Raw genomic sequence first — 23,928 nt, 5'->3', positions numbered from 1 at the left:
GTAATTATTTTCCTTCGCCGGCATGGGTGAGCAGCCAGCAGTTATGAATTTGACGGTTACGGGCAAAGTCCTGCGACTGCGTCTGGGCGGTGATCTCTTTCGCCTCCAGACCCAGTTCGCTCAGGCCGGCCATATCCATCTGGAAACCGCGCTTGTTGTTCGAGAACATGATGGTTCCGTTACGGCGCAGCAACCGTTTTAAATCTTGCATCAACACCAGGTGATCGCGCTGGACGTCAAAGGTGTTCTCCATTCGCTTGGAGTTGGAGAACGTCGGCGGATCGATAAAGATCACGTCGAACTGTTCGTCGGCATTATGCAGCCATGACAGGCAGTCCGCATGGATCAATCGATGCTGTTTACCGGTCAGGCCATTGACGCGCAGGTTCTTCTCCGCCCATTCCAGGTAGGTACGCGACATATCCACGGTAGTGGTGCTGCGCGCGCCGCCCAATCCGGCGTGAACGCTGGCTGTGCCGGTATAAGCGAACAGGTTGAGGAAGTCTTTGCCTTTGCTCATCTCGCCCAACATGCGGCGCGCGATGCGGTGATCGAGGAACAAACCGGTATCGAGATAGTCAGTCAGGTTAACCCACAGCTTGGCATTGAACTCTTCCACCAGCAAGAACTCACCTTTCTGAGCCAGCTTTTCGTACTGGTTTTTGCCCTTCTGACGCTCGCGGGTTTTCAGGATCAATTGGTTTGACGGCAGGTCCAGCACCGACAGCGTGGCATTGATCACGTCGAACAGACGCTGACGCGCCTTCTGCGCATCGACGGTTTTCGGCGGCGCATACTCCTGCACCACGACTTTGCTGCCGTAGCGGTCAACCGCAACGTTGTATTCCGGCAGATCGGCGTCGTACAGGCGATAACATTCGATGCCCTGCTGCTTGGCCCACTTGTCGAGTTTTTTCAGGTTCTTGCGCAGGCGGTTGGCGAAGTCTTCCGCCGCCAGCACGCCGCCGGCGCCCTGTGGGTTCTCCGCCAATTGGTAGTTTTTCTGTACGCAATCCAGAGGACCGTTTTTAGCCTTGAATTGACGTTCGGCGCGCAGTTGCAGGCAGCTCAGCAGCTCCGGCGACGCGCTGAACAGCGACAGTTGCCAGCCGCCGAAGGCGCTCTTCATAATGCGGCCCAGCATATTATGCAACGCGATCAGCGCCGGTTCGCTTTCCAGACGCTCACCGTAAGGCGGGTTGCTGACTACGGTACCCGTTGGGCCTTCCGGCAGCGGGTTGGTCAGTTTGCTGACGTCGCTGACGTTAAAAGTAATCAGTTCAGCAACGCCGGCGCGGCGGGCATTGCCGCGTGCCATCTCAATCACCCGGCGATCGATATCCGAGCCGAAGAAACGCGAGGTGGTTTCCTGCAGACCACGGCGCGCGCGCACCTGCGCTTCGGTGATCACTTCACGCCACAAATCGACATTGTGGCCGTTCCAGGCGGTAAAGCCCCAGTGCTGACGGTGCAAACCCGGTGCGCGATCGGAGGCTATCATCGCCGCTTCAATCAGCAGGGTGCCTGAACCGCACATCGGGTCAAGCATCGGCGTGCCCGGTTGCCAGCCTGAACGCTGCACAATCGCGGCCGCCAGGCTTTCCTTCAGCGGCGCCTGGCCGGTCAGATCACGGTAGCCGCGCTGATGCAGACCTTCGCCGCTCAGATCGAGCGCTACGCTGGCCATATCGCGCTGCAGGAACACATTAACGCGAATGTCCGGCTGTTGCTTTGCCACCGTCGGGCGTTGGTCGATCTTACGGGTGAAACTGTCGACAATGGCGTCCTTGACCTTCAGCGCGCCATATTGGCTGTTACGGATCTCTTCGTTAACGCCGCTGAAGTGCACGGCGAAGGTTTTATCCACGCCAAAAATGTTTGTCCAGTCGATCGCCTGCACGCCAAGATACAGGTCCAGATCGCTGTGTACGCGGAATTCATTAAGCGGCAACAAAATACGTGAGGCCAGGCGGCTCCACAGCAGGCTTTGGTACAGAAGACGATCGTCACCCTGAAAATGTACCCCACCCTGCACCACTTTGCAGGCGTGAGCGCCCAGCGCTTCCAGTTCGCTTTTTAACAGTTCTTCCAGTCCACGCGCCGTGCTGGCAAACAGAGAGTTCATATCGTACTTATCACCAAAAAGAAAATTGTTGCGCATTATAGCTAATCCAGACCGCTTGTCATAAAGTTGCTCCCTTCTATTTAATAATCGTACGGAGATAAGGGTGATTACGCTTTCCAGACTTTACGTTCATCCGGTTAAATCGCTTCGGGGTTTGCAACTTTCTCACGCACAAGTTTCCAGCAGCGGTCTGGCATTCGATCGCACCTTTATGATCACCGAGCCGGATGGCACTTTTATTACCGCACGCCAATATCCGCAGATGGTATTGTTTACGCCTGCATTACTGGCGGACGGCCTGTTTCTGACCGCACCGGACGGGGAAAGCGCAGCTATCCGCTTCGCAGATTTTGCTGCCGAAGCGCAGCCAACCGAAGTGTGGGGCAATCACTTCACCGCCTTGATTGCACCGCCGGCTATCAACAGTTGGCTGAGCGGTTATTTCCAGCGTGAGGTACAGCTACGCTGGCTAGGCCCTGAATTGACCCGAAGAGTCAAAAAGCACCCGGAAATCCCTTTATCTTTCGCCGACGGTTATCCTTATCTGCTGATTAACGAAGCCTCGTTCAATGATTTGCAGCAGCGCTGCCCTGGCAGCATCAAACTCGAACAATTCCGCCCCAATCTGGTGGTGACCGGTGCCAGCGCCTGGGCCGAAGACGGCTGGCAGGTGATCCGCGTCGGTGACGTGATGTTCGATCTGGTAAAACCGTGCAGCCGCTGCGTGCTCACCACCATCAGTACCGAGCGCGGGCGCAAACACCCCAGCGGTGAGCCACTGAGCACCCTGCAAAAATTCCGTACCGCCGATAACGGCGATATCGTTTTTGGCCAGAATATGGTGGCGCGCAACAGCGGTATTATCCGCGTTGGCGATGCGGTGGAAGTGTTATCTACCAAGCCGCCACGCCCTTATGGCGCAGGTAAAGTGGTCGAAAGCGTGCAGGCGCCGCAAGACAGTGCGCAGAGCGTTACCATCGAATACGCAGGGAAGGTGTTTACCGGCAATAATCAGCAGATTTTGCTGGAGCAGTTGGAACAGCAAGGGATCCGCGTGCCTTATTCTTGCCGTGCGGGGATTTGCGGCAGTTGCCGTATTGAGTTGGTCAGTGGCGAAGTTGCACCGCTGAAGAAAAGTGCGGTAGCGGGCAACGGCACCATTCTTTCCTGCAGCTGTATTCCGAAAAGCGATTTGACGCTGGCGTGATGCGCCTTACACTGCCCTGTCGTAGGCCGGGGCGGAAGCTTCATCCTGCGCACAGGGTTTAAGGCGATCGTGCATTACTTTGATCGCATCACCCAGCACCATGGTACGCCCGGCCAGCGACAGCTGATTTTGCGCCAGCAGACACAGGCTGGCGTTATCGCCGGCTTCCACGACCAATAAACGGGCCTCAGAGCCGCTGTCCATCACCTTCACCGCCGCCAGTTCGCCGTTCTTCGGCTGCAACGGGTAGTGTTGCTGGGCGAAATGCCAGCTTTTCGGCATCAAGGGTTTCAGGAAGCGATAGGCCACCAGAGCGTTTAATACCAGTTCGGCGCGTTGCTCATGGCTGAGCTTTATCTGCTTGCACTGCTCTTCATAATTAAAATAAAGCGCAGCGTCATCAACGCAAAAGGCGCATTCATCGAAGGCATCCGGCGTTAACATTTTGGCCGGGAAGCGTGAGCGGAAGATCATCCCATTGGCTAAATCCAGCATTAGCCGATCGTGTTCGGCATCAAAATACCAACGCCAATTATCGTCAGGTTTTATCTTCATCTCTTATCCTTCTCGCTGCCCATGCCACACTCTATTTACCCAAAAGGCGATTTTATCACCGATAAAGTAGCTCAAACATCGGATAATTCCGCGAACGATATTTATGCCAGTGGACAAAATATAGACGAGCCGGGAGAAGAAATAAACCCCCGGCTGAAAATCAAAGAAAAAATATTAGATGTAGTTAACGATATCTTTAATCAGGCGCGGACCGTGGAAGATAAAGCCGGAATAAATTTGCACCAGCGAAGCACCGGCTGCCATTTTTTCCCGCGCAGCGGTCAGGGAGTCTATTCCGCCGACACCGATAATCGGCAAGCGGCCCTGAAGCTCAATCGACAAACGGCGGATCACTTCGGTGCTGCTCGTCTGCAGCGGACGACCGCTAAGGCCCCCTGTTTGCTCGCAGTAATTCAGCCCCTGGATCAACTTGCGATCCAACGTAGTATTGGTGGCGATCACGCCATCGATATTATGCCGCACCAGGCTGTCGGCTATTTGGATCAATTCTTCTTCAGAAAGATCCGGCGCGATCTTTACCGCGACCGGCACATATTTGTGATGCCGCGCATGCAATTCCTGCTGCTTATTTTTAATGGCGGCTAAAAGATCGTCCAACGCTTCACCATACTGTAGGGATCGTAACCCCGGTGTATTTGGTGACGAAATGTTAATCGCGATATAGCCGGCATACGGATAAACTTTATCCATGCAGATCAGATAATCGTCTTTTCCTTGCTCAACCGGGGTATCTTTATTCTTGCCGATGTTAATCCCCAGAATGCCGCCAAAATGGGATTTTTTAACGTTTTCAACCAGATTATCCACACCCTGGTTATTAAAACCCATGCGGTTAATCAGGCCTTCGGCTTCCACAATGCGGAACAGGCGCGGTTTATCATTGCCCGACTGCGGACGCGGCGTCACGGTGCCAACTTCAACAAAGCCAAACCCCATGGCGCCGAAGGCATCGATGCACTCGCCGTCTTTATCCAGACCGGCGGCCAACCCCAATGGGTTTTTAAAAGAAAGCCCCATGCAGCTAACCGGCTTGGTCGGCACAGACTGACGAATGAGAAATTCTAACGGGGTGCCGGTGATACGGCGAAGCTGATGAAAGGTCAACTCATGCGCACGCTCGGGATCGAGCTGGAACAACGCTTTCCTGATGATGGGGTAGTACATGTACTCTCCTGATTTCCCGGTTGCAAACCGGGGGCCGATTATCCGGCATCCCCTGATCAATTGGAATTGATTAAAAGCAAAAAAAGCGTTTTTTACGCAATCGTTTTCCTTTAACGGGCCCACAGCGCCGCCAATCCGCATTTACGCATATCAAAATCAAAAAATGAGATTTAAGCAACCCACTCCTAACTGATAGGTTTAAAACAGATCACAAACATTTCCTGATTAAACCTAACTTTTAGTTATAAGGAGTGGCAATGCGCGTTATATCACTGGCCGGCAGCCCCCGCATCCCTTCGCGCTCAGCCGCGCTGCTTACCCTCAGTCAAAACTGGTTGCAGCAACAAGGTGTAGAAGTGATTACCTACACGCTGCACGATTTCGACGCCGAGGATTTGCTCTACGCCAATTTTAACAGCCCGGCGATCAAAGCCTTTGCCGAACAATTGGCACAGGCGGACGGTTTGCTGGTGTCGACGCCGGTCTATAAAGCCTCGTTCTCCGGCGCGCTGAAAACCCTGCTGGATTTGCTGCCGGAACGCGCCCTGGACCATAAGGTCGTGTTGCCGCTGGCCACCGGCGGCTCGATTGGCCACATGCTGGCGGTGGACTACGCCCTGAAGCCGGTGCTGGCGGCGTTGAAAGCCCAGGAAGTGCTGCACGGCGTGTTTGCCGATGATAGTCAGGTGGTGCTGAACGGCGAAGAAATCAACCTGTCTGACGGCCTGGCAACCCGCCTGGAAGAGGCGCTGGAAAGCTTTTATCTGGCACTCGGCCGCCGCAAACCACCCACGGTAAAGCTCTCCCCTTCTCTGTTTGCCCGTCAGACCGCCTGACCGAGAAGAGAATAAGGAAAAGGACATCATGATGAAGCGACTTTCTTCACTCCGCCGCTGGCTTGGCGCAGGCACATTAGCCGGCATTCTCTCTCTCGCGTGGAGCAATGCCGCCAGTGCGCAGGATCCGGCGCAGTTCCGCATCGGTTACCAAAAAGGATCGGTCAGCCTGGTATTGGCAAAAACCCATAAGCTGTTGGAACAGCGTTTTCCCTCGACCAAAATCAGCTGGATAGAATTCCCCGCCGGCCCGCAAATGCTCGAAGCGCTGAACGTCGGCAGTATCGATTTGGGCAGCACCGGCGATATCCCGCCAATCTTCGCCCAGGCCGCCGGCGCCGATCTGCTTTATGTCGGCGTAGAGCCGCCAAAACCCAAGGCGGAAGTGATCCTGGTGCCGGAAAACAGCCCGATCAAAACCGTCGCTGAGTTGAAAGGCCATAAGGTGGCCTTCCAGAAAGGTTCCAGCTCCCACAACCTGCTGTTGCGCTCGCTGCAGAAAGCCGGGCTGCAATTTACCGATATCCAGCCCATTTATCTGACCCCGGCCGATGCCCGCGCCGCCTTCCAGCAAGGCAACGTTGATGCTTGGGCAATTTGGGATCCGTACTATTCCGCCGCATTGCTGCAAGGCGGCGTACGGGTGCTGGGCGACGGCAGTGGTCTGAATCAAACCGGTTCGTTTTATTTGGCGGTTCGCCCCTACGTACAGGCGCACGGCCCCTTTATCAGCCAGGTTCTTGAGGTGCTGACCCAGGCCGACGCACTGACCCGCAGCGATCGCGCGCAGAGCGTCACGCTGTTGGCAAACGCCATGGGCCTGCCGGAAAAGGTGATCGCCACTTATCTGGATCATCGCCCGCCGACCGCCATTAAACCTTTGGATGCGCACACCATCGCCGCCCAGCAGCAAACCGCCGACCTGTTTTATACCAACCGTTTGGTGCCGGTGAAGGTCGATATCTCTCAACGCATCTGGCACCCGAGTGCGCAATAATTTTGGAGAACAAGCTATGAGCCTAAACGTATTCTGGTTTTTACCTACGCACGGCGACGGCCATTATCTTGGCAGTACAGAAGGTGCCCGCAGCGTCGATTACGGCTATTTGCAGCAGATCGCTCAGGCCGCTGACCGGTTGGGCTTTGGCGGCGTGCTGATCCCCACCGGCCGCTCGTGCGAAGACTCCTGGCTGGTCGCAGCCTCTCTGATCCCGGTCACCCAACGGTTGAAGTTCCTGGTGGCGCTGCGCCCCGGCATCATTTCTCCCACGTTGGCCGCCCGCCAGGCCGCAACGCTGGATCGCCTTTCCAACGGCCGCGCACTGTTTAACCTGGTCACCGGCGGTGATCCCGAAGAACTGGCGGCGGAAGGTCTGCACCTGAATCACGAAGAACGCTACGAGGCCTCGGCAGAGTTCACCCACGTTTGGCGCAAGGTGCTGGAAGGGGAAACCGTCGATTTTGACGGCAAACACATTCAGGTTAAAGGTGCCAAACTGCTGTATCCACCGGTGCAACTGCCGCGTCCGCCGCTGTATTTTGGCGGATCTTCCGCCGCCGCTCAGGATCTGGCCGCCGAACAGGTTGAAATGTACCTCACCTGGGGGGAACCACCGGCACAGGTAAGAGAAAAAATTGCCGAAGTGCGCGCCAAAGCCGCAGCCAAAGGCCGCACGGTGCGTTTCGGCATTCGTCTGCATGTGATCGTGCGTGAAACCACAGAAGAAGCCTGGCGGGCAGCCGACCGGCTGATTGCCAATCTGGATGAAGAGACCATCGCCAACGCACAGGCAGCCTTCGCTCGTTTTGATTCCGTTGGGCAACGGCGCATGGCGGCGCTCCACGGCGGCAAGAAAGACAATCTGGAGATCAGCCCTAACCTGTGGGCCGGTGTTGGCCTGGTACGCGGTGGCGCCGGCACCGCGCTGGTCGGCGATGGCCCGACGGTGGCGGCCCGCATGCAGGAATATGCCGATCTGGGCATTGATACCTTTATTTTATCCGGTTACCCACATCTGGAAGAAGCCTATCGCGTCGGCGAGTTGCTGTTCCCGCATCTCGATCTGGCGGAAAACGAAGCCCCTGCTCAGCGTCGGCCGGTTAAACCGCAAGGTGAAGTGGTCGCCAATATTTATATTCCGCAAAAAGCGTCGCAAAGCTGAGGAGAAGCGGTATGGCAAACGGCACACAACGCATCCTGCATCGGCTGGCACCTTGGGCATTACCGGTCACGCTGGTGGTTATCTGGCAAATCTCGGTTGAAGCCGGCTGGCTGTCTAACCGCATTCTGCCCGCGCCAAGCGCGGTAGTGACCGCTTTCTGGACACTAACCAAAAGCGGCGAGCTGTGGCAACACCTGACCATCAGCAGTTGGCGCGCGCTGATCGGCTTTAGCATCGGCGGCAGCATCGGGCTGGTTCTGGGGTTTATCACCGGTTTGTCGCGTTGGGGCGAGCGTCTGTTGGACAGCTCGGTGCAGATGATCCGCAACGTGCCGCATCTGGCGCTGATCCCGCTTGTGATCTTGTGGTTCGGCATTGATGAATCCGCCAAGATTTTTCTGGTCGCGCTGGGCACCTTGTTCCCTATCTATCTGAATACCTATCACGGCATCAAGAATATCGATAGCGGCCTGCTTGAAATGGCGCGCAGCTATGGCCTGAGCGGTTTCCGGTTATTTACCCAGGTGGTATTGCCGGGCGCGTTGCCCTCGATCATGGTCGGCGTGCGTTTCGCTCTGGGCTTTATGTGGCTGACGCTGATCGTGGCCGAAACCATTTCCGCCAACTCGGGGATTGGCTATCTGGCGATGAATGCCCGCGAATTTCTGCAAACAGACGTAGTGGTGGTGGCGATTGTGCTGTATGCCCTGCTCGGCAAGCTGGCGGACGTCAGCGCGCAGTTGCTGGAACGCGTATGGTTGCGCTGGCATCCGGCTTATCAACTTAAACCAGGAGAAGCGCTATGACGACTCCCGCCCGTATTCCCCAAGGCACCCCGGTTACCCTGGACTCTATTGCCAAACGCTATGGCAACCGGACGGTGTTGGACAATATTCAATTGCGTATCAGCTCCGGGCAATTTGTCGCCGTAGTCGGCCGCAGCGGTTGCGGCAAAAGCACGCTGCTGCGTTTGATGGCCGGGTTGGAAAAAGCCAGCAGCGGCGAGCTGCTTAGCGGAAATGCTCCCCTCGCCAGCGCCAAAGAGGATACCCGTCTGATGTTCCAGGATGCGCGCCTGCTACCCTGGAAAAAGGTGATCGATAACGTTGGCCTTGGCCTGCGCGGCGACTGGCGTGCCGATGCGTTGCAGGCGCTGGAAGCCGTTGGGCTGGCCGATCGTGCCAATGAGTGGCCGGCAGCGCTGTCCGGCGGACAAAAACAGCGAGTAGCGCTGGCGCGCGCACTGATCCACCGTCCTCGTCTGCTGTTGCTGGACGAACCTTTGGGCGCGCTTGATGCGTTGACAAGGATTGAAATGCAGGGGCTGATTGAAGGCCTGTGGCAGCAACATGGTTTCACCGTGCTGTTGGTGACGCATGATGTCAGCGAAGCCATTGCGCTGGCGGATCGGGTGATCTTGATTGAAGAGGGCCGTATCGGGCTGGATCTGACGATTGATCTGCCACGCCCGCGCCGTAAGGGGTCGGCCAGATTGGCGGAACTGGAAGCCGAGGTGCTGGACAGAGTGCTGTCACCGCCCCCGCCGGTGGCTGAAAGCCCACGCCGGGCAACGAATTGAAACCAGGGACGGCATGTCGCCGCGCCGTCCCTGGTTAGTTTTTACGCGTCGAGCGCTTTGCTGATTTTCTCGAACAGATCGCCGGACAGGTTTTCCAGCCCTTTCAACTGTTCAAGCGCCTTGCGCATCAGAGCCTGACGCGAAGCATCATAGCGTTTCAGGCGGATCAAGGGTTCAATCAAACGGGCGGCAATTTGCGGGTTGCGCTGGTTCAGATCGCTGAGGATCTCCGCCAGGAACTGATAACCGCTGCCGTCCGCCGCATGGAACGCCGCCGGGTTGGCGGAAGCGAAACCGCCGATCAGCGAGCGAGTACGGTTTGGATTGCTCAGGCTGAACGAACGGTGCTTCAGCAGGCCGCGTACCTTGGTCAGCACGTCCGCCGCCGGGCTGCTCGCCTGCAACACGAACCATTTGTCCATGACCAGACCATCCTGATGCCAGCGTTCATCGAACGCCGCCAGCAGCGCATCGCGGCACGGCAACTGCGCCGCTACCGCCGCAGCCAGCGCAGCCAGCGAATCGGTCATGTTGTCCGCCTGACGATACTGCTCAGCCACCAGCCGATCGGCCAGCGCCTCATCGCCAAAGGCCAAATAACCCAGGCACAGGTTGCGCAGAGCGCGTTTGCCGATATCGGCATGATCCACCCGGTAACCGTCGGTTTTGTTGGCGTTATAAACCGCCAACCACTCGTCGGCCATTTCCTTTGCCAGGCAACGGACAATCGATTCATGCACCGCGGCGATCGCTTCCGGATCGATAGTCGCGAACAGCTCGGCAATCTCGGTTTCCGAAGGCAGCGTCAGGATCTGCGCGGCAAGCGCCGGATCCAGTTTCTCGTCCAGCAGCACGGCACGGAAAGCGTCGGCAACGTGCAACGGCAGAGACAGCGGCTGTTTCTGCTGATGCTTGGCAACGTTCAGTTTGATATAGGTAGCCAGCAGGCTCTGCGCCGCGTCCCAACGGGCAAACTCATTGCGCGCGTGCTGCATCAGGAAAGTCAGTTGCTGATCGCTGTACGGGTAATCCAGCTTCACCGGCGCGGAGAACTCGCGCAACAACGAAGGCACCGGCTTGTGCGCCACACCGTCAAACACGAAGGTCTGCTCGGCTTCAGTGATGTTCAGCACGTTACCGATCGCCGCACCGTCTTTCTGCAGGGCAATCACGTTGCCTTCGGCGTCGTACAATTCGATATCCAGCGGAATATGCAACGGCAGCTTCTCTGGCTGATCGGCGGTCGGCTCGGTTTTTTGGCTGACGTGCAGGCGGTATTGTTGATGCTCTGCGTCGTATTCATCGCGAACGGTCAGCAACGGCGTGCCGGACTGGCTGTACCAACGTCGGAACAGCGACAGATCGACATTGGAAGCATCCTCCATCGCCTGAACGAAATCATCGCAGGTTGCTGCGCTGCCGTCATGGCGCTCGAAATACAATTGGATGCCCTTCTGGAACTGTTCTTCGCCCAGCAGCGTATGCATCATGCGGATCACTTCGGACCCTTTCTCGTACACCGTCAAGGTGTAGAAGTTGTTCATTTCGATCACTTTATCCGGACGAATGGCGTGCGCCATCGGGCTGGCGTCCTCGGCGAACTGTGCGCCGCGCATGACGCGCACGTTATCGATGCGGTTGACCGAACGTGAACCCAGATCTGAGCTGAACTCCTGATCGCGGAACACCGTCAGGCCTTCTTTCAGGCTGAGCTGGAACCAATCGCGGCAGGTCACGCGGTTGCCGGTCCAGTTGTGGAAATATTCGTGGCCAATCACCGCTTCGATATTCAGGTAATCCTTATCGGTTGCGGTTTCCGCTTTCGCCAGCACGTATTTGGAGTTGAAGATATTTAGCCCTTTGTTCTCCATCGCCCCCATATTGAAGAAATCGACGGCCACGATCATATAAATGTCGAGATCGTATTCCAGACCGAAACGGGTTTCGTCCCATTTCATCGAGTTCTTCAGCGAGGTCATCGCCCAATCGGCACGATCCAAATTGCCGCGATCAACGAACAGTTCCAGCGCCACATCGCGCCCGGAACGGGTGGTAAAGCTGTCGCGCAACACATCGAAATCGCCGGCCACCAGCGCAAACAGGTAGCAAGGTTTTGGGAACGGATCCTGCCACTGCACCCAGTGGCGCCCATCCTCCAGTTCGCCCTGGCCTACGCGGTTACCGTTCGACAACAGGAACGGATAACGCGCCTTATCCGCCACAATGCGGGTAGTGAAGCGTGCCAACACGTCCGGGCGGTCCAGGTAATAGGTGATGTGACGGAAACCTTCCGCCTCACACTGGGTACACAACGCTTCGCCTGACAGATACAGCCCTTCCAGCGCGGTATTCTTCGCCGGATGAATATCATTGACGATGGTCATGGTAAATTGTGCTGGTAATTTCTCTATAACCAGCTTGTTATCCTGCAACTGATAGGCGCTCCACGGCTGCCCGTCGATCTGAATACTTACCAGCGTCAGATCTTCGCCATTCAACACCAGCGCCGCCTCGGCAGCGCCCTGACGTTTAATCTTGCTGACTGCAGTGACGCGTGTCGTTTCTGCGTCCAGCTCAAAATCCAAATCAATGTCGGTGATGCTGTAGTCTGGTGCGCGATAATCGTGGCGATACTTCGCCTGTGGCAGTTGTGTCATAAAAACCCTTTGACGTCTCAGTGAGTTACAGGTGCCAGGTTGTCATCATTGGCTTATTTCAGCCGCCGCAGAGGCGCGAAAATGTTGATGACCCTGATTGTAAATAAACTGTATCACAGCCACGAAAAAAGCCTAGAGATGCCGGGGTACCGGAACGGAGAAATCGGAGGTGGATCCTAATGTTGTCGCCGAAAGGTCCGCTCCATCAGGCTCCTTCACCTGATGCAGAGCAAAAATCAGCATTTAATGCTAAAAGCCGCCTTTCATATACAGGCCGGTCAATACTTCATCGTCATAGGCAATTACCCCCGTTTCAACGGCGCTCCCAACTCGATCCCCCTGCCTGCAGCTCGCTTCCCGGTGACAGAGGTTCCAGGGGTATAGTTAAGACATGTCAGTTGCCTCGATGATATAATTAATAAATCTGGTTTAAGGGCTCACGGCGAAATGAAAGTAAAATATCTGATCTATTTTTTTACCTTTGCCCTGATGTCATCCTTCGCCATATTTATTTCCGATGAGCTGATTGAAGCCCATACCGACTATCGCGACAATCAACTTAATCTGTATAAGATAAGTCGCGCCAAAGAGATCTCCGAAGCCTTTCAAGCCACGCTGCTGGCGCACCGTTTAAAACGTCTGAGCCTGGTTAATGCGGATATTACCCCGGCGCAATGGCAGGAGGCCGACCGCCTGGCGCGCGAAAAAATTGACCGGTTCAAGCCGCATATCAACAGCAAGATTTCGCAACAGCTCGGCATACGGCAAAAAATCGCCGCGCTTTCCATGCTCGGCCTGATGGAACAATTGCTGGATAACGATAACCGACAGCTTTCATATGTTACCGACGCCAATGCCAACCTGTTTAATATCAACAGCGCCTACTACATTTCCCAGACCAGCAAAAGCTACTACCGTTATACCTACGATACCCGTATGATCGACGCCGACTCCTTTCTGTTTCTGGAAGCCGTGCGCCTGAATAACCGGCTGAATATGTCCCTGACCGAATTAATCGATCAGGTCATTGACGTGAATACCAACCCATTGGAGCGTAAAAGCGCCTATCTGAAAGCCGTACAGCTTACCGGGGTGTTGAATGCACTAAGCACCCGGCTGATCTTTATGAAGCTGACCTATAACGATGTGCCCACCACTTTGCTGGTGAATGAGCTGCTCCGTCAGTTGTCGAAAGGACAGCTAGACCAGATTACCCAAGGGTTGTATACCGCGGCCGATAATCATACCCCCTACCCCGCCGATTTTATTTATCAGTACGTCAAAAGCCTGAGTGAGCTTTCGCAACGGCTCTATCAACGCAGTTTTGAACTGGAAATCGCCGCATCACAACACAAGATTTACACCAGCCAGACGGCTATTTACGGCTTGATTTCTCTCGGTGGTCTGATCGTGCTGTTTATTTTCCTGCCGACGCTGGTTTACTGTTCAAATATCAGCCGTTGGTTGACCAAAACGCATAACAATATTTTGCGGCTGTCGCGCGGCAATATGAACATCGACCGCAATGAGGTGTTTTACGGCCAGGAGTTAATCGCCATCAGCGACGCCATTAAACAGCTAAAACAGTATCAATTGGAAAAGGTGAAGCTGGAAAATGAAAAACATCTGTTGATCAAAGAGCTGGAAGCCTCTTCGTTTCTTGACCCCCTGACCAATATCTATAACCGCCGCAAGTTTTTCCGTGAATGCGAATCCCTGGCAGCCCGCAGCTACCCGTTAGCCTTCTGTTTGATTGATATCGATAACTTCAAAAATCTGAATGACAGTTTCGGACATGACATCGGTGACAGCGTGCTGGTAGCCTTCGGCAAACTACTGCAAGACGCCTTCCGCTCCAGCGACATTTTCTGCCGTTATGGCGGTGAGGAGTTTGCCGTGATCCTCGGCAACTGCACGCTGGAGAATGCGCGGGAAATTATGTCTAAGCTACGCGAACGAACCCATCAACTCATCCTGACCCTGGACGATGGACAAACCGTGCGTTTCACAACCAGTTGCGGTATTGCCCAGGTGAACAGCCTCAGGCTGCTGCCGACGGCGATCAAACAGGCGGATGAAGCGCTCTATTTCTGCAAGAAAAACGGCAAGGACCGGATCAGCATTCACACGCCAACCGGTTTTATCTGAATTGTTGTTTAAAATAATTAACATTATAATTTCTATGACTAATTAGGCTAAGTCATTCACCTTACAGGCTTATCTGGCTTTTCTGTCTGGAACCTGAAGGCAAGCCGGCATAAAGGCACGTTTAATCCTCGACCCGCTCCGGCGATTTGTGGTGTGATGCAGCTTCAATAACAGGATAATCCGGGTATACTCGCTCAACTTTTTTATGACTATCCGGATTTGGACTCGCGCCTGACGAGGATGCAGTAACGCGCTATGACTCAATACGCTTCCCCGATTTTGACATCGCTGCTTGATACTGACGCTTACAAGCTTCATATGCAGCAAGCCGTGTTCCATCGCTACCCCGCGATCAGCGTGGCGGCGGAATTTCGCTGCCGTGGTGATGAACTGCTGGGCGAATATGCCGACGAAATCCGTGCGCAAGTCGCTCTGATGAGCCAACTGGCGCTGACCGAGGCTGAGTTTGGCTATCTTTCAGGGTTGCCGTTCTTCCGTCAGGACTACCTGAACTGGTTGCGTGATTTCCGCTATGACCCGCAGCAGGTTCAGATCGACAATAGTGACGGCAGACTGCATATCCGCATTGCCGGCCCGTGGCGCGAAGTGATCCTGTGGGAAGTCCCTCTGCTGGCGGTGATCAGTGAAGTGGTGCACCGTCACCGCTCGCCGCAGATCACGCCGGACATGGCGGTCGCGCATCTGCGCAGCAAACTGGCGCAGTTTAAAGCCGTGAGCGCCGATGTGGATATCTCCCGTTTCAAACTGATGGACTTCGGCACCCGTCGCCGTTTTTCCAAAAGCGTGCAGCAGGCGATCGTCAGCACGCTGCAAAACGAATTCCCATCGCTGGTCGGCACCAGTAATTACGATCTGGCGCATCAACTTGGCCTGACGCCGGTAGGCACCCAGGCACATGAATGGTTCCAGGCGCACCAGCAGATAAGCCCGGTGCTGGCTAACAGTCAACGTGCGGCATTGCAGGCCTGGCTGGACGAGTACCCGGACCAGCTCGGCATCGCGTTGACCGACTGCATCGCCATGGACGCGTTCCTGCGTGATTTCGGCCCGCAGTTCGCACCGCGTTATCAGGGGCTGCGCCATGACTCCGGCGACCCGTTTGAATGGGGTGAGAAAGCCATCGCGCATTACCGGAAGTTGGGTATCGATCCGATGAGCAAAACGCTGGTGTTCTCCGACAACCTGGATCTGGACAAGGCACTGGCGCTTTATCGCCACTTCTATCAACGCATCGACCTGGTGTTCGGCATCGGCACGCGTTTGACTTGCGACATTCCGGGCGTAAAACCGCTGAATATCGTCATCAAACTGGTTGAATGCAAGGGCAAGCCAGTGGCTAAACTGTCCGACAGCCCGGGCAAAACCATCTGTCAGGATCAGGCCTTCGTGAAGGCCTTGCGTAAAGCCTTCGATCTGCCGCTGGTGAAAAAAGCCAGCTAAGCGGCCATGCGTTGCAAACGCTAAAAAGCCGGCTGAAAACTTCAGGCCGGCTTTTTTCTTCTTTATAAGACGCTTTCCGCTGCCCCCTTTTCGCCCAGCCCCAAGAAATGTTGTTCCAATCCGGCGATTTCTGCTTGTGCTCTGCATCGCGGCAAGTAACATAGCATCATCCCCATATTGTTGGGTTTTAAGCTATTTCCAAATCAAATTATAAAGAGAGAAATTTATGAGCGTAGTGCCTGTAGTCGACGTACTGCAAGGTCGTGCTGCGGTTGACAGTGAAGTCACCGTACGCGGTTGGGTGCGTACCCGGAGAGATTCTAAAGCTGGTATCTCCTTCCTGGCCGTCTATGACGGTTCCTGCTTTGATCCGTTACAGGCCGTCGTTAATAATTCTCTGCCGAATTATCAGGATGAAGTGCTGCATCTGACCACCGGCTGTTCGATTGAAGTCACCGGCAAAGTCGTTGCTTCCCCGGGCGAAGGCCAGAGTTTCGAACTGCAAGCGACCGCCATCAAAGTGGTGGGCTGGGTTGACGATCCGGACACTTACCCGATGGCGGCCAAACGTCACAGCATCGAGTACCTGCGCGAGGTAGCTCACCTGCGCCCACGTACCAACCTGATCGGCGCCGTGGCCCGTGTGCGTCATACGCTGGCGCAGGCGATCCACCGTTTCTACCACGAGAACGGGTTCTTCTGGGTTTCCACCCCGCTGATCACCGCTTCCGATACCGAAGGCGCCGGCGAAATGTTCCGAGTTTCAACGCTGGATCTGGAAAATCTGCCGCGCACCGATAAAGGCGCGGTTGATTTCAGCCAGGACTTTTTCGGCAAAGAAGCTTTCCTGACCGTTTCCGGCCAGTTGAACGGCGAAACTTACGCCTGTGCGTTGTCGAAAGTGTATACCTTCGGCCCCACCTTCCGCGCAGAGAACTCCAACACCAGCCGCCACCTGGCTGAATTTTGGATGATCGAACCGGAAGTAGCGTTTGCCGACCTCGAAGACATCGCCGAACTGGCGGAAAAAATGCTGAAGTATGTGTTCCAGGCCGTGTTGAACGAGCGTATGGATGACATGCAGTTCTTCGCCGAGCGTGTGGACAAAGATGCGATTGAGCGTTTGAAGCGCTTTGTTTCTTCCGATTTCGCCCAGGTGGATTACACCGAAGCGGTGGAAATCCTGATCGCCTCCGGCCAAACCTTCGAAAACCCGGTATCCTGGGGCATCGATCTGTCTTCCGAGCATGAGCGCTATCTGGCCGAGAAACACTTTAAAGCGCCGGTGGTGGTGAAGAACTACCCGAAAGACATTAAAGCTTTCTATATGCGCATGAACGACGACGGCAAAACCGTTGCAGCCATGGACGTGCTGGCCCCGGGCATTGGCGAGATCATCGGCGGTGCCCAGCGTGAGGAACGTCTGGACGTCTTGGATCAGCGCCTGGATGCGATGGGCCTGAATAAAGAAGATTACTGGTGGTATCGTGATCTGCGTCGTTACGGCACCGTTCCTCATGCCGGTTTCGGTTTAGGCTTTGAGCGTTTAATCGCCTATGTGACCGGCGTGCAAAACGTGCGCGATGTTATTCCGTTCCCACGCACTCCGCGTAACGCAAGCTTTTAATTAATCAGTCTAAACATTTCCAAATAATTTAGTTACAAAATCAAGGCCAGCTTTGCTGGCCTTTCGCATTTTCTAATATTGACCCGCGTCACAAAGTTCCCTTAATATTACATTTTGTTACATATACTTTCCTTTTGAAACCTCATTAGGACATTGGTAGCATTTTCGTTCTAGATTAACCCGCCCACGAATGGAACACTGCGTGCAGACACAGGACGACACCAATCTATCTACAATAGTTCCAAAAGAATTATTGGCGGCAGTGGCAAAGGTGTCCGAATAACACCAATGAGGGTAATAATGATGAAGCGCAACATTCTTGCAGTGGTAATCCCGGCTCTGTTAGCTGCTGGTGCAGCAAACGCAGCTGAAATCTACAACAAAGACGGCAACAAGCTGGATCTGTACGGCAAAGTTGACGGTCTGCACTACTTCTCCGACGACAAAGACAATGACGGCGACCAGACCTATGTTCGTTTCGGCTTCAAAGGTGAAACCCAGATTACTGACCAACTGACCGGTTACGGCCAGTGGGAATACAACGTTCAGGCTAACCACGCTGAATCTCAAGGCACCGAAGGCACCAAGACTCGTCTGGGCTTCGCAGGTCTGAAATTTGCTGACTACGGTTCATTCGACTACGGCCGTAACTACGGCGTACTGTACGACGTGGAAGGCTGGACAGATATGCTGCCAGAGTTCGGCGGCGATACCTACACCTACACCGACAACTTCATGACCGGCCGTACCAACGGCGTTGCTACTTACCGTAACAACAACTTCTTCGGTCTGGTTGATGGTCTGAACTTCGCTGTTCAGTACCAGGGTAAAAACGAAAACGACAGCCGTGCTCTGAAGAAACAAAATGGCGACGGTTGGGGCCTGTCTTCTACTTATGACATCGGCGAAGGCGTAAGCTTCGGTGCTGCATACGCGTCTTCTGACCGTACTGATGACCAGACCCAAAACTCTACCGCTAAAGGCGACAAAGCTGACGCGTGGACCGTTGGTGCTAAATACGACGCGAACAACGTCTACCTGGCAGCCATGTACTCCGAAACCCGTAACATGACACCATACGGCGAAGCTGATAACACCATCGCGGACAAAACTCAGAACTTCGAAGTAACTGCACAGTACCAGTTCGACTTCGGTCTGCGTCCAGAAGTGTCTTACCTGCAATCTAAAGGTAAAAACCTGGCTGGCCGTACCGCGAACGGTTCTAGCTTCGGCGGCGGCGACGCTGACCTGGTTAAATACGTTTCTGTTGGTACTACCTACTACTTCAACAAAAACATGTCTACCTACGTTGATTACAAAATCAACCTGCTGGACGAAAACGAATTCACCAAAGCTAACGCCATCGCTACCGACGACATCGTTGGTGTAGGCCTGGTTTACCAGTTCTAAGTTGTCATACTTAACGGCGATTCACCGCCGTATGAGTTAAAAACAGGGCTTCGGCCCTGTTTTTGTTTTTGTGCCGCGAGTAACTTTTTATTCTGCTAACTCCCCCCTTCTCCCTCATTTTTTATGCTGAACCTGCCCCCTTCACAAGATCGATGTGTTTTTCTCGCAAACGGTTGGCAAAGCGCATAACTGGCGCTACCCTGATGCCTCTGTCTGCTTAACTCCGAGCCATGGAAGCACCTGACATGTTTGAAAAAATCACTGCTGCACCCGCCGACCCAATCCTGGGTCTGACCGACATTTTCCGCGCGGACGCCCGCCCTAATAAGATCAACTTAGGGATTGGCGTTTACAAAGATGAAACCGGCAAAACCCCGGTACTGACCAGCGTGAAAAAAGCTGAGCAATATCTGCTGGAAAATGAAACCACCAAAAACTATCTCGGCATTGAAGGCATCCCGGCGTTCGCCACCTGCACGCAAGAGCTGCTGTTCGGCAAACAAAGCCCAATCATCGCCGACAAGCGTGCACGCACTGCGCAAACGCCTGGTGGTACCGGCGGCCTGCGTGTGGCAGCAGACTTTATCGCCAACCAGACCAGCGCAAAACGCATCTGGATCAGCAACCCAAGCTGGCCGAACCACAAAAACGTGTTCAGCGCCGTTGGTCTGGAAGTCCTGGAATACGCCTACTACGATGCCGCCAACCATTCGCTGGATTTCGATGGCCTGCTGAACAGCCTGAAACAGGCTCAGGCCGGCGATGTGGTGCTGTTCCACGGCTGCTGCCATAACCCGACCGGCATCGACCCTACCGCCGAGCAGTGGGCCCAATTGGCTGAGCTGTCCGTCGCCAACGGCTGGTTGCCGCTGTTCGACTTCGCCTACCAGGGCTTTGCGAAGGGATTGGAAGAAGATGCACAGGGCCTGCGTATTTTCGCCGCCAAGCATCAGGAACTGATCGTCGCCAGTTCGTACTCGAAGAACTTCGGCCTGTACAATGAACGCGTAGGTGCCTGCACGATCGTAGCCGCCGATGCGGAAACCGCAGATCGCGCGTTCAGCCAGGTGAAAGCCGCTATTCGTGCCAACTACTCCAACCCACCGTCGCACGGCGCCGCCGTCGTGGCGACCATCCTGGGCGACGATGCGCTGCGTGCCTTGTGGGAACAGGAACTGACCGACATGCGTCAGCGTATCCATCGCATGCGTCAGTTGTTCGTCAATACGCTGCAAGAGAAAGGCGCAGAGCAGGACTTCAGCTTTATCATCAACCAGAACGGTATGTTCTCGTTCAGCGGGTTGAGTAAAGAGCAGGTGCTGCGCCTGCGCGAAGAGTTTGGCGTTTATGCCGTCAACTCCGGTCGCGTTAACGTTGCGGGCATGACGCCGGACAATATGGCGCCGCTGTGCGAGGCCATCGTCGCCGTGCTGTAACCCATTGCAATGCGAAATAGCAAAAGGGGCGCTCAAGCGCCCCTTAGTTATTTCTGCCGGGAAATAACCTTACCAGATAGCCGGCTCTTCACGCAGGAACGGGTTAGTTTCACGCTCTTGGCCAAAAGTGGACATTGGCCCATGACCTGGGATAAACGCCATGTCATCGCCCTGCGGCAACAGCTTGGTACGAATAGAGTTAATCAGCGCCTGATGATCGCCACGCGGGAAATCGCTGCGCCCGACACCGCCGTTAAACAGCACGTCGCCCACCAGCGCCAGCCGCGCCTTTTCATTAATAAAGACGATATGGCCAGGGGTATGGCCAGGGCAATGCAACACGTTGAACGTCATCTCGCCCACCTGCACCTTGTCGCCTTCTTGCAGCCATTGGTTCGGCGTCAGCGGCGCACACTCTTCCAGCCCAAACATTCGGCTCTGTGCCGGCAGCCCGTCCAGCCAGAAAGCATCTTCCTTATCCGGGCCGTAAATCGGCACCTGATAATGCTCAGCCAGTTCCGCCGCGGCACCTACGTGATCGAGATGGCCATGCGTCAGCAGGATCTGCGTGATCGTCACGCCCTGCTTCGCCACTTCGGCCTTCAATTTTTCTGCCTCGCCGCCGGGATCGACCAATGCCGCCTGCTGCGTGCTCTCACACCAGATCAGGCTACAATTTTGACTGAAGGCGGTAACGGGAATAATTTGGTATTTCATAAGGCTCCAACGACAACAGCGCCACACCCTCGCGGGCTGGCGCTATTCACTATGGTGCACAGCGACTACCAGGTCCGCACCGGGCCGGTATCGATGTGTACAAAGTTGCTACGTGGGTAATATCCTACACCACCACCGCGCATTTTTAACGCCGCTTTACGGATATTACTCAATTGGATGCCTTCGATATGGAAGTCCATCGCCTGGCCTTTGGTGTGATAGCTGTGCTTGGCCACACCGCGGCTGCGCTCACGCAGCTCATTGTTGGTATCCAGGGAGCGGTAACCTGAAACCAACTGCACCGGCTTGTTGGTACCCAACAGACCTTGCAGACGGTAGAGCTGATCAAACAGGCGGGGATCGATCGGCTTAATCTTGTTGGCGCGATAATCACGGAAAAGATGATTAAGACGAACCAGCTCGTCTTTATTATACCCCTTCCCATCGAAGAATTCGGCCTTCAACGTTTCGCCCGTATGCATGTTATTTACGACCAGAATGCGTGGGCGTGAAGTAGAAAGACTGGCAAAAGCCTGCCCTGGAAGCAGGGCTATACCCATGGCGGCGCTACCTAACGCCAGCCATTTGCGGCGATGATGATCAATTTTGTCCATGTTTCTGTTAAACCCGGCAAGAATATCAAAATATATGCACAAAACAGCGCACTGCCCGAACCATAACCGCCCACACAGCCTGAGTCAACCCGTGATGTCCCGCGGTTTGCAGGCACCCACTGAATGAGTGCCTGCATCATGATCCGATATTCAGACCGTTATTTATTTATAATTACTGCATTTATTGCATTAATTTTTCGGCCTGAGCCAAAATTTGTGCACCCGATCTCACCGTATCATCGTAATTGTAAATATCTGTACGAAATTGTGGCTTTCCATCATCAGAAACCCAGGCGGTTAAATAATACAATTTAACCGGAATATGCTGACGAATATTTACGTAGGTGGTATTTCCCCCTTTAAGGGTGGAGGAAACGCGGGTATTGTTCCAGCCGGCATCTTGCAGCAGCATATTAGCCAAATCAGATGCCTTGTTAACGCGCACGCAACCGGAACTCAGGGCACGAATATCTTTCTGGAACAGATTGTGGTTCGGCGTATCGTGCAGATAGATAGCATCCGAGCTCGGCATGTTGAATTTGAAACGCCCCAGCGAGTTGGTGGCGCCCGGTGCCTGACGAATGCGGTATGGGAAATTACGCGCAGACACCATGTTCCAGTCAATCATCGCCGGGTTGATGACCTCAGCGTCATTGCTCCAGCCGGAAAGCACGGTATAGCCGTGTTTCTGGAAATAGCTGCCGTCACGCATTGCCTTTGGCACAATATCTTCGCGTACCAGCGTAGTCGGCACATTCCACGGCGGGTTGACCACGACGTTGTTCAGCGCACTGTTCATCAGCGGCGTCTTGCGGCTGGGCCGACCGACGATAACCCGTGAGGAAAGCACTTCATTGCCGTTCTGGTAGTAAGTCAGCGAGTAATTGGGAATGTTAACCATGATCCCGGTGTCGACGTAGCCAGGGAGGATGCGCAAACGCTGGATATTCAATGCCAACAGCGAAGCGCGCGTTTGCGGCGACACGTTGAGCCATTCGCGGGTACGGGCGCCAATCACGCCGTCAGCGGTCAAACCTTGCCATTTTTGGAAGCGTTTAACGCCTTCGACCAGATCGGGGGTATAAGCGTTATCAGTGACGGTCACCGGGCCGGCAGGCTGCTGGGCGAATGGCGATTCCGGCGATGCGGCAAGATCTTTTACCGGTGCGGCTGACGGGCTGATAACCACACTTTTGCTCTCGCGACTTTTTTCTTCATCGACTGACAAACCGCCATCGTCCGGTTCATTGCGCGAACCGGTCAGTACCGCAGGCGGCTCCTGCGTTTGCACCGACGCTGCGGTCAGCATGCCATTGCGCGCCAGGATCTCACGCAGGGCGGCAATGTCGCTGCTCAGTTGATCGGGGCGCAAGCTCGGACCGTTAGCCATCTGCGGCCATGGACGGTTATCGGCCAGCATGTCGCGCAGCGCCTGATGCATCTTGGCGTATTGCGGGTGCTGCGGCGCCAGCTTGGTGACATAAGCCAACGTCTTGCCCTGACGCACCGCCAGTTGCCATTGATTAATCACCGCATTAGGCGGCAGGCCGAGCTTGTAGGGAATATTGCTGTACAACCAGCTGTTACCGTTGGCGCCGATGGCTGAAACGAACTGCAAATACCCCAGCATAGCATCAGACAGGACAACGTCGCGCGCCACGCCGGTAATCGCCGGATCGGTCAGCAGCTTCACCCATTGGGTAAACTGCGGCTGCACGCCGGACATGGCCAGCTCGGCCAACTGCTGCTGGAACTGCTGAACCGCCTCGCGATCCTGCCACATCAGTTGCATCCGGTTAGCGGCGTACAAAGGAGCCAACGTTGAAAGATAGTGCGGTGTCATTCCTTTCGGCAATGCCGCCAATAATTCCGAACGGCTTTGCGCAACTGACATGCCGGATGACGCTACCGGAAACGCAGGCACGGTTGCCCATGCGGGTAACGACGACGCAAGTCCAGATGCGATTGCGCAGCTCAGCGCCAGACGCCGTAAAGTGTTTCCATTTTTAAGCAACATCCATTGCCCCCTGTATGCTCACAAAAAATACATCAAAAACCGCTTGTTAATTTCAGTATACGAACAGAAAGGCCATTTTGCCCTTGGACGCCGCTAATAACTGTTATTTCATTAAGCTACCCGGTTTTTAGCGGATAAAAAAGCAGGACTATCATCCATGCACACAAAAAAATAGCCACCCCAGGGCGGCTA

19 protein-coding genes are annotated in these 23,928 nt (G+C 54.8%); 12 read left to right on the top strand and 7 right to left on the bottom strand.

Annotated elements, in window-relative coordinates:
• Positions 1 to 4: 4 nt before the first annotated feature.
• On the bottom strand, positions 5 to 2,125 hold the full coding sequence (gene rlmKL, locus ACTJJ1_RS02570; RefSeq protein WP_004942759.1) for a bifunctional 23S rRNA (guanine(2069)-N(7))-methyltransferase RlmK/23S rRNA (guanine(2445)-N(2))-methyltransferase RlmL: 2,121 nt from the start codon (positions 2,123 to 2,125) through the stop codon (positions 5 to 7).
• Positions 2,126 to 2,228: 103 nt separating this feature from the next.
• Here rlmKL and ACTJJ1_RS02565 point away from each other — a divergent pair, with 103 nt between their 5' ends.
• The gene (locus tag ACTJJ1_RS02565) at positions 2,229 to 3,332 is read left to right on the top strand and encodes a YcbX family protein (RefSeq protein WP_440832273.1); all 1,104 of its coding nucleotides are present in this window, start codon (positions 2,229 to 2,231) and stop codon (positions 3,330 to 3,332) included.
• A gap of 6 nt (positions 3,333 to 3,338) precedes the next feature.
• On the opposite strand, the gene ACTJJ1_RS02560 is transcribed toward ACTJJ1_RS02565, so the two are convergent.
• Positions 3,339 to 3,887 carry a cell division protein ZapC gene (locus tag ACTJJ1_RS02560; RefSeq protein WP_004942754.1) on the bottom strand — a complete coding sequence of 183 codons (549 nt, stop codon included), beginning with the start codon at positions 3,885 to 3,887 and terminating at the stop codon, positions 3,339 to 3,341.
• A 174-nt stretch (positions 3,888 to 4,061) separates the two neighbouring features.
• Positions 4,062 to 5,072, bottom strand: a complete 1,011-nt coding sequence (pyrD, locus tag ACTJJ1_RS02555; RefSeq protein WP_202290512.1) for a quinone-dependent dihydroorotate dehydrogenase — start codon at positions 5,070 to 5,072, stop codon at positions 4,062 to 4,064.
• Between the two features lie 257 nt (positions 5,073 to 5,329).
• Here pyrD and ssuE point away from each other — a divergent pair, with 257 nt between their 5' ends.
• Genes ssuE through ssuB form a run of 5 tightly spaced genes read left to right on the top strand, consistent with a single transcriptional unit; the run spans position 5,330 to position 9,649 of the window.
• Positions 5,330 to 5,908, top strand: coding sequence for an NADPH-dependent FMN reductase (gene ssuE, locus ACTJJ1_RS02550; RefSeq protein ID WP_004942749.1), 579 nt, complete (start codon positions 5,330 to 5,332; stop codon positions 5,906 to 5,908).
• A gap of 31 nt (positions 5,909 to 5,939) precedes the next feature.
• Complete coding sequence (locus tag ACTJJ1_RS02545; RefSeq protein WP_080653263.1) at positions 5,940 to 6,905, top strand: sulfonate ABC transporter substrate-binding protein; 966 nt, start codon at positions 5,940 to 5,942, stop codon at positions 6,903 to 6,905.
• Positions 6,906 to 6,921: 16 nt separating this feature from the next.
• Positions 6,922 to 8,070, top strand: coding sequence for an FMNH2-dependent alkanesulfonate monooxygenase (ssuD, locus tag ACTJJ1_RS02540; protein WP_063199398.1), 1,149 nt, complete (start codon positions 6,922 to 6,924; stop codon positions 8,068 to 8,070).
• 11 nt (positions 8,071 to 8,081) lie between these two features.
• Entirely contained in the window at positions 8,082 to 8,876 is a 795-nt protein-coding gene (gene ssuC / locus ACTJJ1_RS02535; protein ID WP_004942729.1) for an aliphatic sulfonate ABC transporter permease SsuC, read from the top strand.
• On the top strand, positions 8,873 to 9,649 hold the full coding sequence (gene ssuB / locus ACTJJ1_RS02530; RefSeq protein ID WP_004942726.1) for an aliphatic sulfonates ABC transporter ATP-binding protein: 777 nt from the start codon (positions 8,873 to 8,875) through the stop codon (positions 9,647 to 9,649). The genes ssuC and ssuB overlap by 4 nt, the downstream gene beginning before the upstream one ends.
• 41 nt (positions 9,650 to 9,690) lie before the next feature.
• Here ssuB and pepN read toward each other — a convergent pair whose 3' ends face one another.
• Positions 9,691 to 12,306: an aminopeptidase N gene (gene pepN, locus ACTJJ1_RS02525; RefSeq protein WP_006324573.1), complete on the bottom strand. Its 2,616-nt coding sequence runs from the start codon at positions 12,304 to 12,306 to the stop codon at positions 9,691 to 9,693.
• Between the two features lie 447 nt (positions 12,307 to 12,753).
• Between pepN and ACTJJ1_RS02520 the strand changes: the two genes are divergently transcribed.
• The 5 genes from ACTJJ1_RS02520 to ACTJJ1_RS02500 all read left to right on the top strand — a co-directional run bounded on the left by ACTJJ1_RS02520 (position 12,754) and on the right by ACTJJ1_RS02500 (position 20,388).
• Positions 12,754 to 14,454 (top strand): GGDEF domain-containing protein, encoded by a 1,701-nt coding sequence (locus tag ACTJJ1_RS02520; RefSeq protein ID WP_006324572.1) that lies wholly within the window; start codon positions 12,754 to 12,756, stop codon positions 14,452 to 14,454.
• A gap of 255 nt (positions 14,455 to 14,709) precedes the next feature.
• Positions 14,710 to 15,915 carry a nicotinate phosphoribosyltransferase gene (pncB, locus tag ACTJJ1_RS02515; protein ID WP_004942718.1) on the top strand — a complete coding sequence of 402 codons (1,206 nt, stop codon included), beginning with the start codon at positions 14,710 to 14,712 and terminating at the stop codon, positions 15,913 to 15,915.
• 226 nt (positions 15,916 to 16,141) lie between these two features.
• The gene (asnS, locus tag ACTJJ1_RS02510) at positions 16,142 to 17,542 is read left to right on the top strand and encodes an asparagine--tRNA ligase (protein WP_006324570.1); all 1,401 of its coding nucleotides are present in this window, start codon (positions 16,142 to 16,144) and stop codon (positions 17,540 to 17,542) included.
• A 300-nt stretch (positions 17,543 to 17,842) separates the two neighbouring features.
• Positions 17,843 to 18,952: a porin OmpC gene (gene ompC, locus ACTJJ1_RS02505; protein ID WP_041416859.1), complete on the top strand. Its 1,110-nt coding sequence runs from the start codon at positions 17,843 to 17,845 to the stop codon at positions 18,950 to 18,952.
• A gap of 245 nt (positions 18,953 to 19,197) precedes the next feature.
• On the top strand, positions 19,198 to 20,388 hold the full coding sequence (locus ACTJJ1_RS02500; RefSeq protein WP_006324568.1) for an amino acid aminotransferase: 1,191 nt from the start codon (positions 19,198 to 19,200) through the stop codon (positions 20,386 to 20,388).
• Between the two features lie 69 nt (positions 20,389 to 20,457).
• Here ACTJJ1_RS02500 and ACTJJ1_RS02495 read toward each other — a convergent pair whose 3' ends face one another.
• From ACTJJ1_RS02495 to ldtD, 3 genes are all read right to left on the bottom strand, one after another.
• The gene (locus ACTJJ1_RS02495; RefSeq protein WP_440832268.1) at positions 20,458 to 21,105 is read right to left on the bottom strand and encodes an MBL fold metallo-hydrolase; all 648 of its coding nucleotides are present in this window, start codon (positions 21,103 to 21,105) and stop codon (positions 20,458 to 20,460) included.
• A 65-nt stretch (positions 21,106 to 21,170) separates the two neighbouring features.
• Entirely contained in the window at positions 21,171 to 21,719 is a 549-nt protein-coding gene (locus ACTJJ1_RS02490; protein WP_004942701.1) for a YcbK family protein, read from the bottom strand.
• 181 nt (positions 21,720 to 21,900) lie between these two features.
• The gene (gene ldtD / locus ACTJJ1_RS02485; RefSeq protein WP_006324567.1) at positions 21,901 to 23,613 is read right to left on the bottom strand and encodes a L,D-transpeptidase; all 1,713 of its coding nucleotides are present in this window, start codon (positions 23,611 to 23,613) and stop codon (positions 21,901 to 21,903) included.
• On the opposite strand from ldtD, the gene ACTJJ1_RS02480 reads away from it, so the two are divergent.
• A complete protein-coding gene (locus tag ACTJJ1_RS02480; protein WP_006324566.1) occupies positions 23,612 to 23,833 on the top strand; it encodes a hypothetical protein in 222 nt (73 codons plus the stop codon). The two genes, ldtD and ACTJJ1_RS02480, sit on opposite strands and share 2 nt — an antisense overlap.
• Positions 23,834 to 23,928 lie beyond the last annotated feature (95 nt).

Origin of the sequence: Serratia sp. 22264 (assembly GCF_052045345.1) — a bacterium.
In the GTDB taxonomy this organism is placed as follows: Bacteria; Pseudomonadota; Gammaproteobacteria; order Enterobacterales; family Enterobacteriaceae; genus Serratia; species Serratia plymuthica.
The sequence above is the reverse complement of the archived record's forward strand: the minus strand, read 5'-3'. Positions and strand labels throughout refer to the sequence as shown.

What these genes read in the sequence shown, in the direction of transcription:
- ACTJJ1_RS02500 (WP_006324568.1), top strand. Translation starts at nt 19,198, where the DNA reads ATGTTTGAAAAAATCACTGCTGCACCCGCCGACCCAATCCTGGGTCTG.
- ssuB (WP_004942726.1), top strand. Translation starts at nt 8,873, where the DNA reads ATGACGACTCCCGCCCGTATTCCCCAAGGCACCCCGGTTACCCTGGAC.
- ACTJJ1_RS02490 (WP_004942701.1), bottom strand. Translation starts at nt 21,719, where the DNA reads ATGGACAAAATTGATCATCATCGCCGCAAATGGCTGGCGTTAGGTAGC.
- ACTJJ1_RS02480 (WP_006324566.1), top strand. Translation starts at nt 23,612, where the DNA reads ATGCCGGATGACGCTACCGGAAACGCAGGCACGGTTGCCCATGCGGGT.
- ssuC (WP_004942729.1), top strand. Translation starts at nt 8,082, where the DNA reads ATGGCAAACGGCACACAACGCATCCTGCATCGGCTGGCACCTTGGGCA.
- ssuD (WP_063199398.1), top strand. Translation starts at nt 6,922, where the DNA reads ATGAGCCTAAACGTATTCTGGTTTTTACCTACGCACGGCGACGGCCAT.
- pncB (WP_004942718.1), top strand. Translation starts at nt 14,710, where the DNA reads ATGACTCAATACGCTTCCCCGATTTTGACATCGCTGCTTGATACTGAC.
- ACTJJ1_RS02545 (WP_080653263.1), top strand. Translation starts at nt 5,940, where the DNA reads ATGAAGCGACTTTCTTCACTCCGCCGCTGGCTTGGCGCAGGCACATTA.
- rlmKL (WP_004942759.1), bottom strand. Translation starts at nt 2,125, where the DNA reads ATGAACTCTCTGTTTGCCAGCACGGCGCGTGGACTGGAAGAACTGTTA.
- ompC (WP_041416859.1), top strand. Translation starts at nt 17,843, where the DNA reads ATGATGAAGCGCAACATTCTTGCAGTGGTAATCCCGGCTCTGTTAGCT.
- pepN (WP_006324573.1), bottom strand. Translation starts at nt 12,306, where the DNA reads ATGACACAACTGCCACAGGCGAAGTATCGCCACGATTATCGCGCACCA.
- ldtD (WP_006324567.1), bottom strand. Translation starts at nt 23,613, where the DNA reads ATGTCAGTTGCGCAAAGCCGTTCGGAATTATTGGCGGCATTGCCGAAA.
- asnS (WP_006324570.1), top strand. Translation starts at nt 16,142, where the DNA reads ATGAGCGTAGTGCCTGTAGTCGACGTACTGCAAGGTCGTGCTGCGGTT.
- ACTJJ1_RS02560 (WP_004942754.1), bottom strand. Translation starts at nt 3,887, where the DNA reads ATGAAGATAAAACCTGACGATAATTGGCGTTGGTATTTTGATGCCGAA.
- ACTJJ1_RS02495 (WP_440832268.1), bottom strand. Translation starts at nt 21,105, where the DNA reads ATGAAATACCAAATTATTCCCGTTACCGCCTTCAGTCAAAATTGTAGC.
- ACTJJ1_RS02520 (WP_006324572.1), top strand. Translation starts at nt 12,754, where the DNA reads ATGAAAGTAAAATATCTGATCTATTTTTTTACCTTTGCCCTGATGTCA.
- ssuE (WP_004942749.1), top strand. Translation starts at nt 5,330, where the DNA reads ATGCGCGTTATATCACTGGCCGGCAGCCCCCGCATCCCTTCGCGCTCA.
- pyrD (WP_202290512.1), bottom strand. Translation starts at nt 5,072, where the DNA reads ATGTACTACCCCATCATCAGGAAAGCGTTGTTCCAGCTCGATCCCGAG.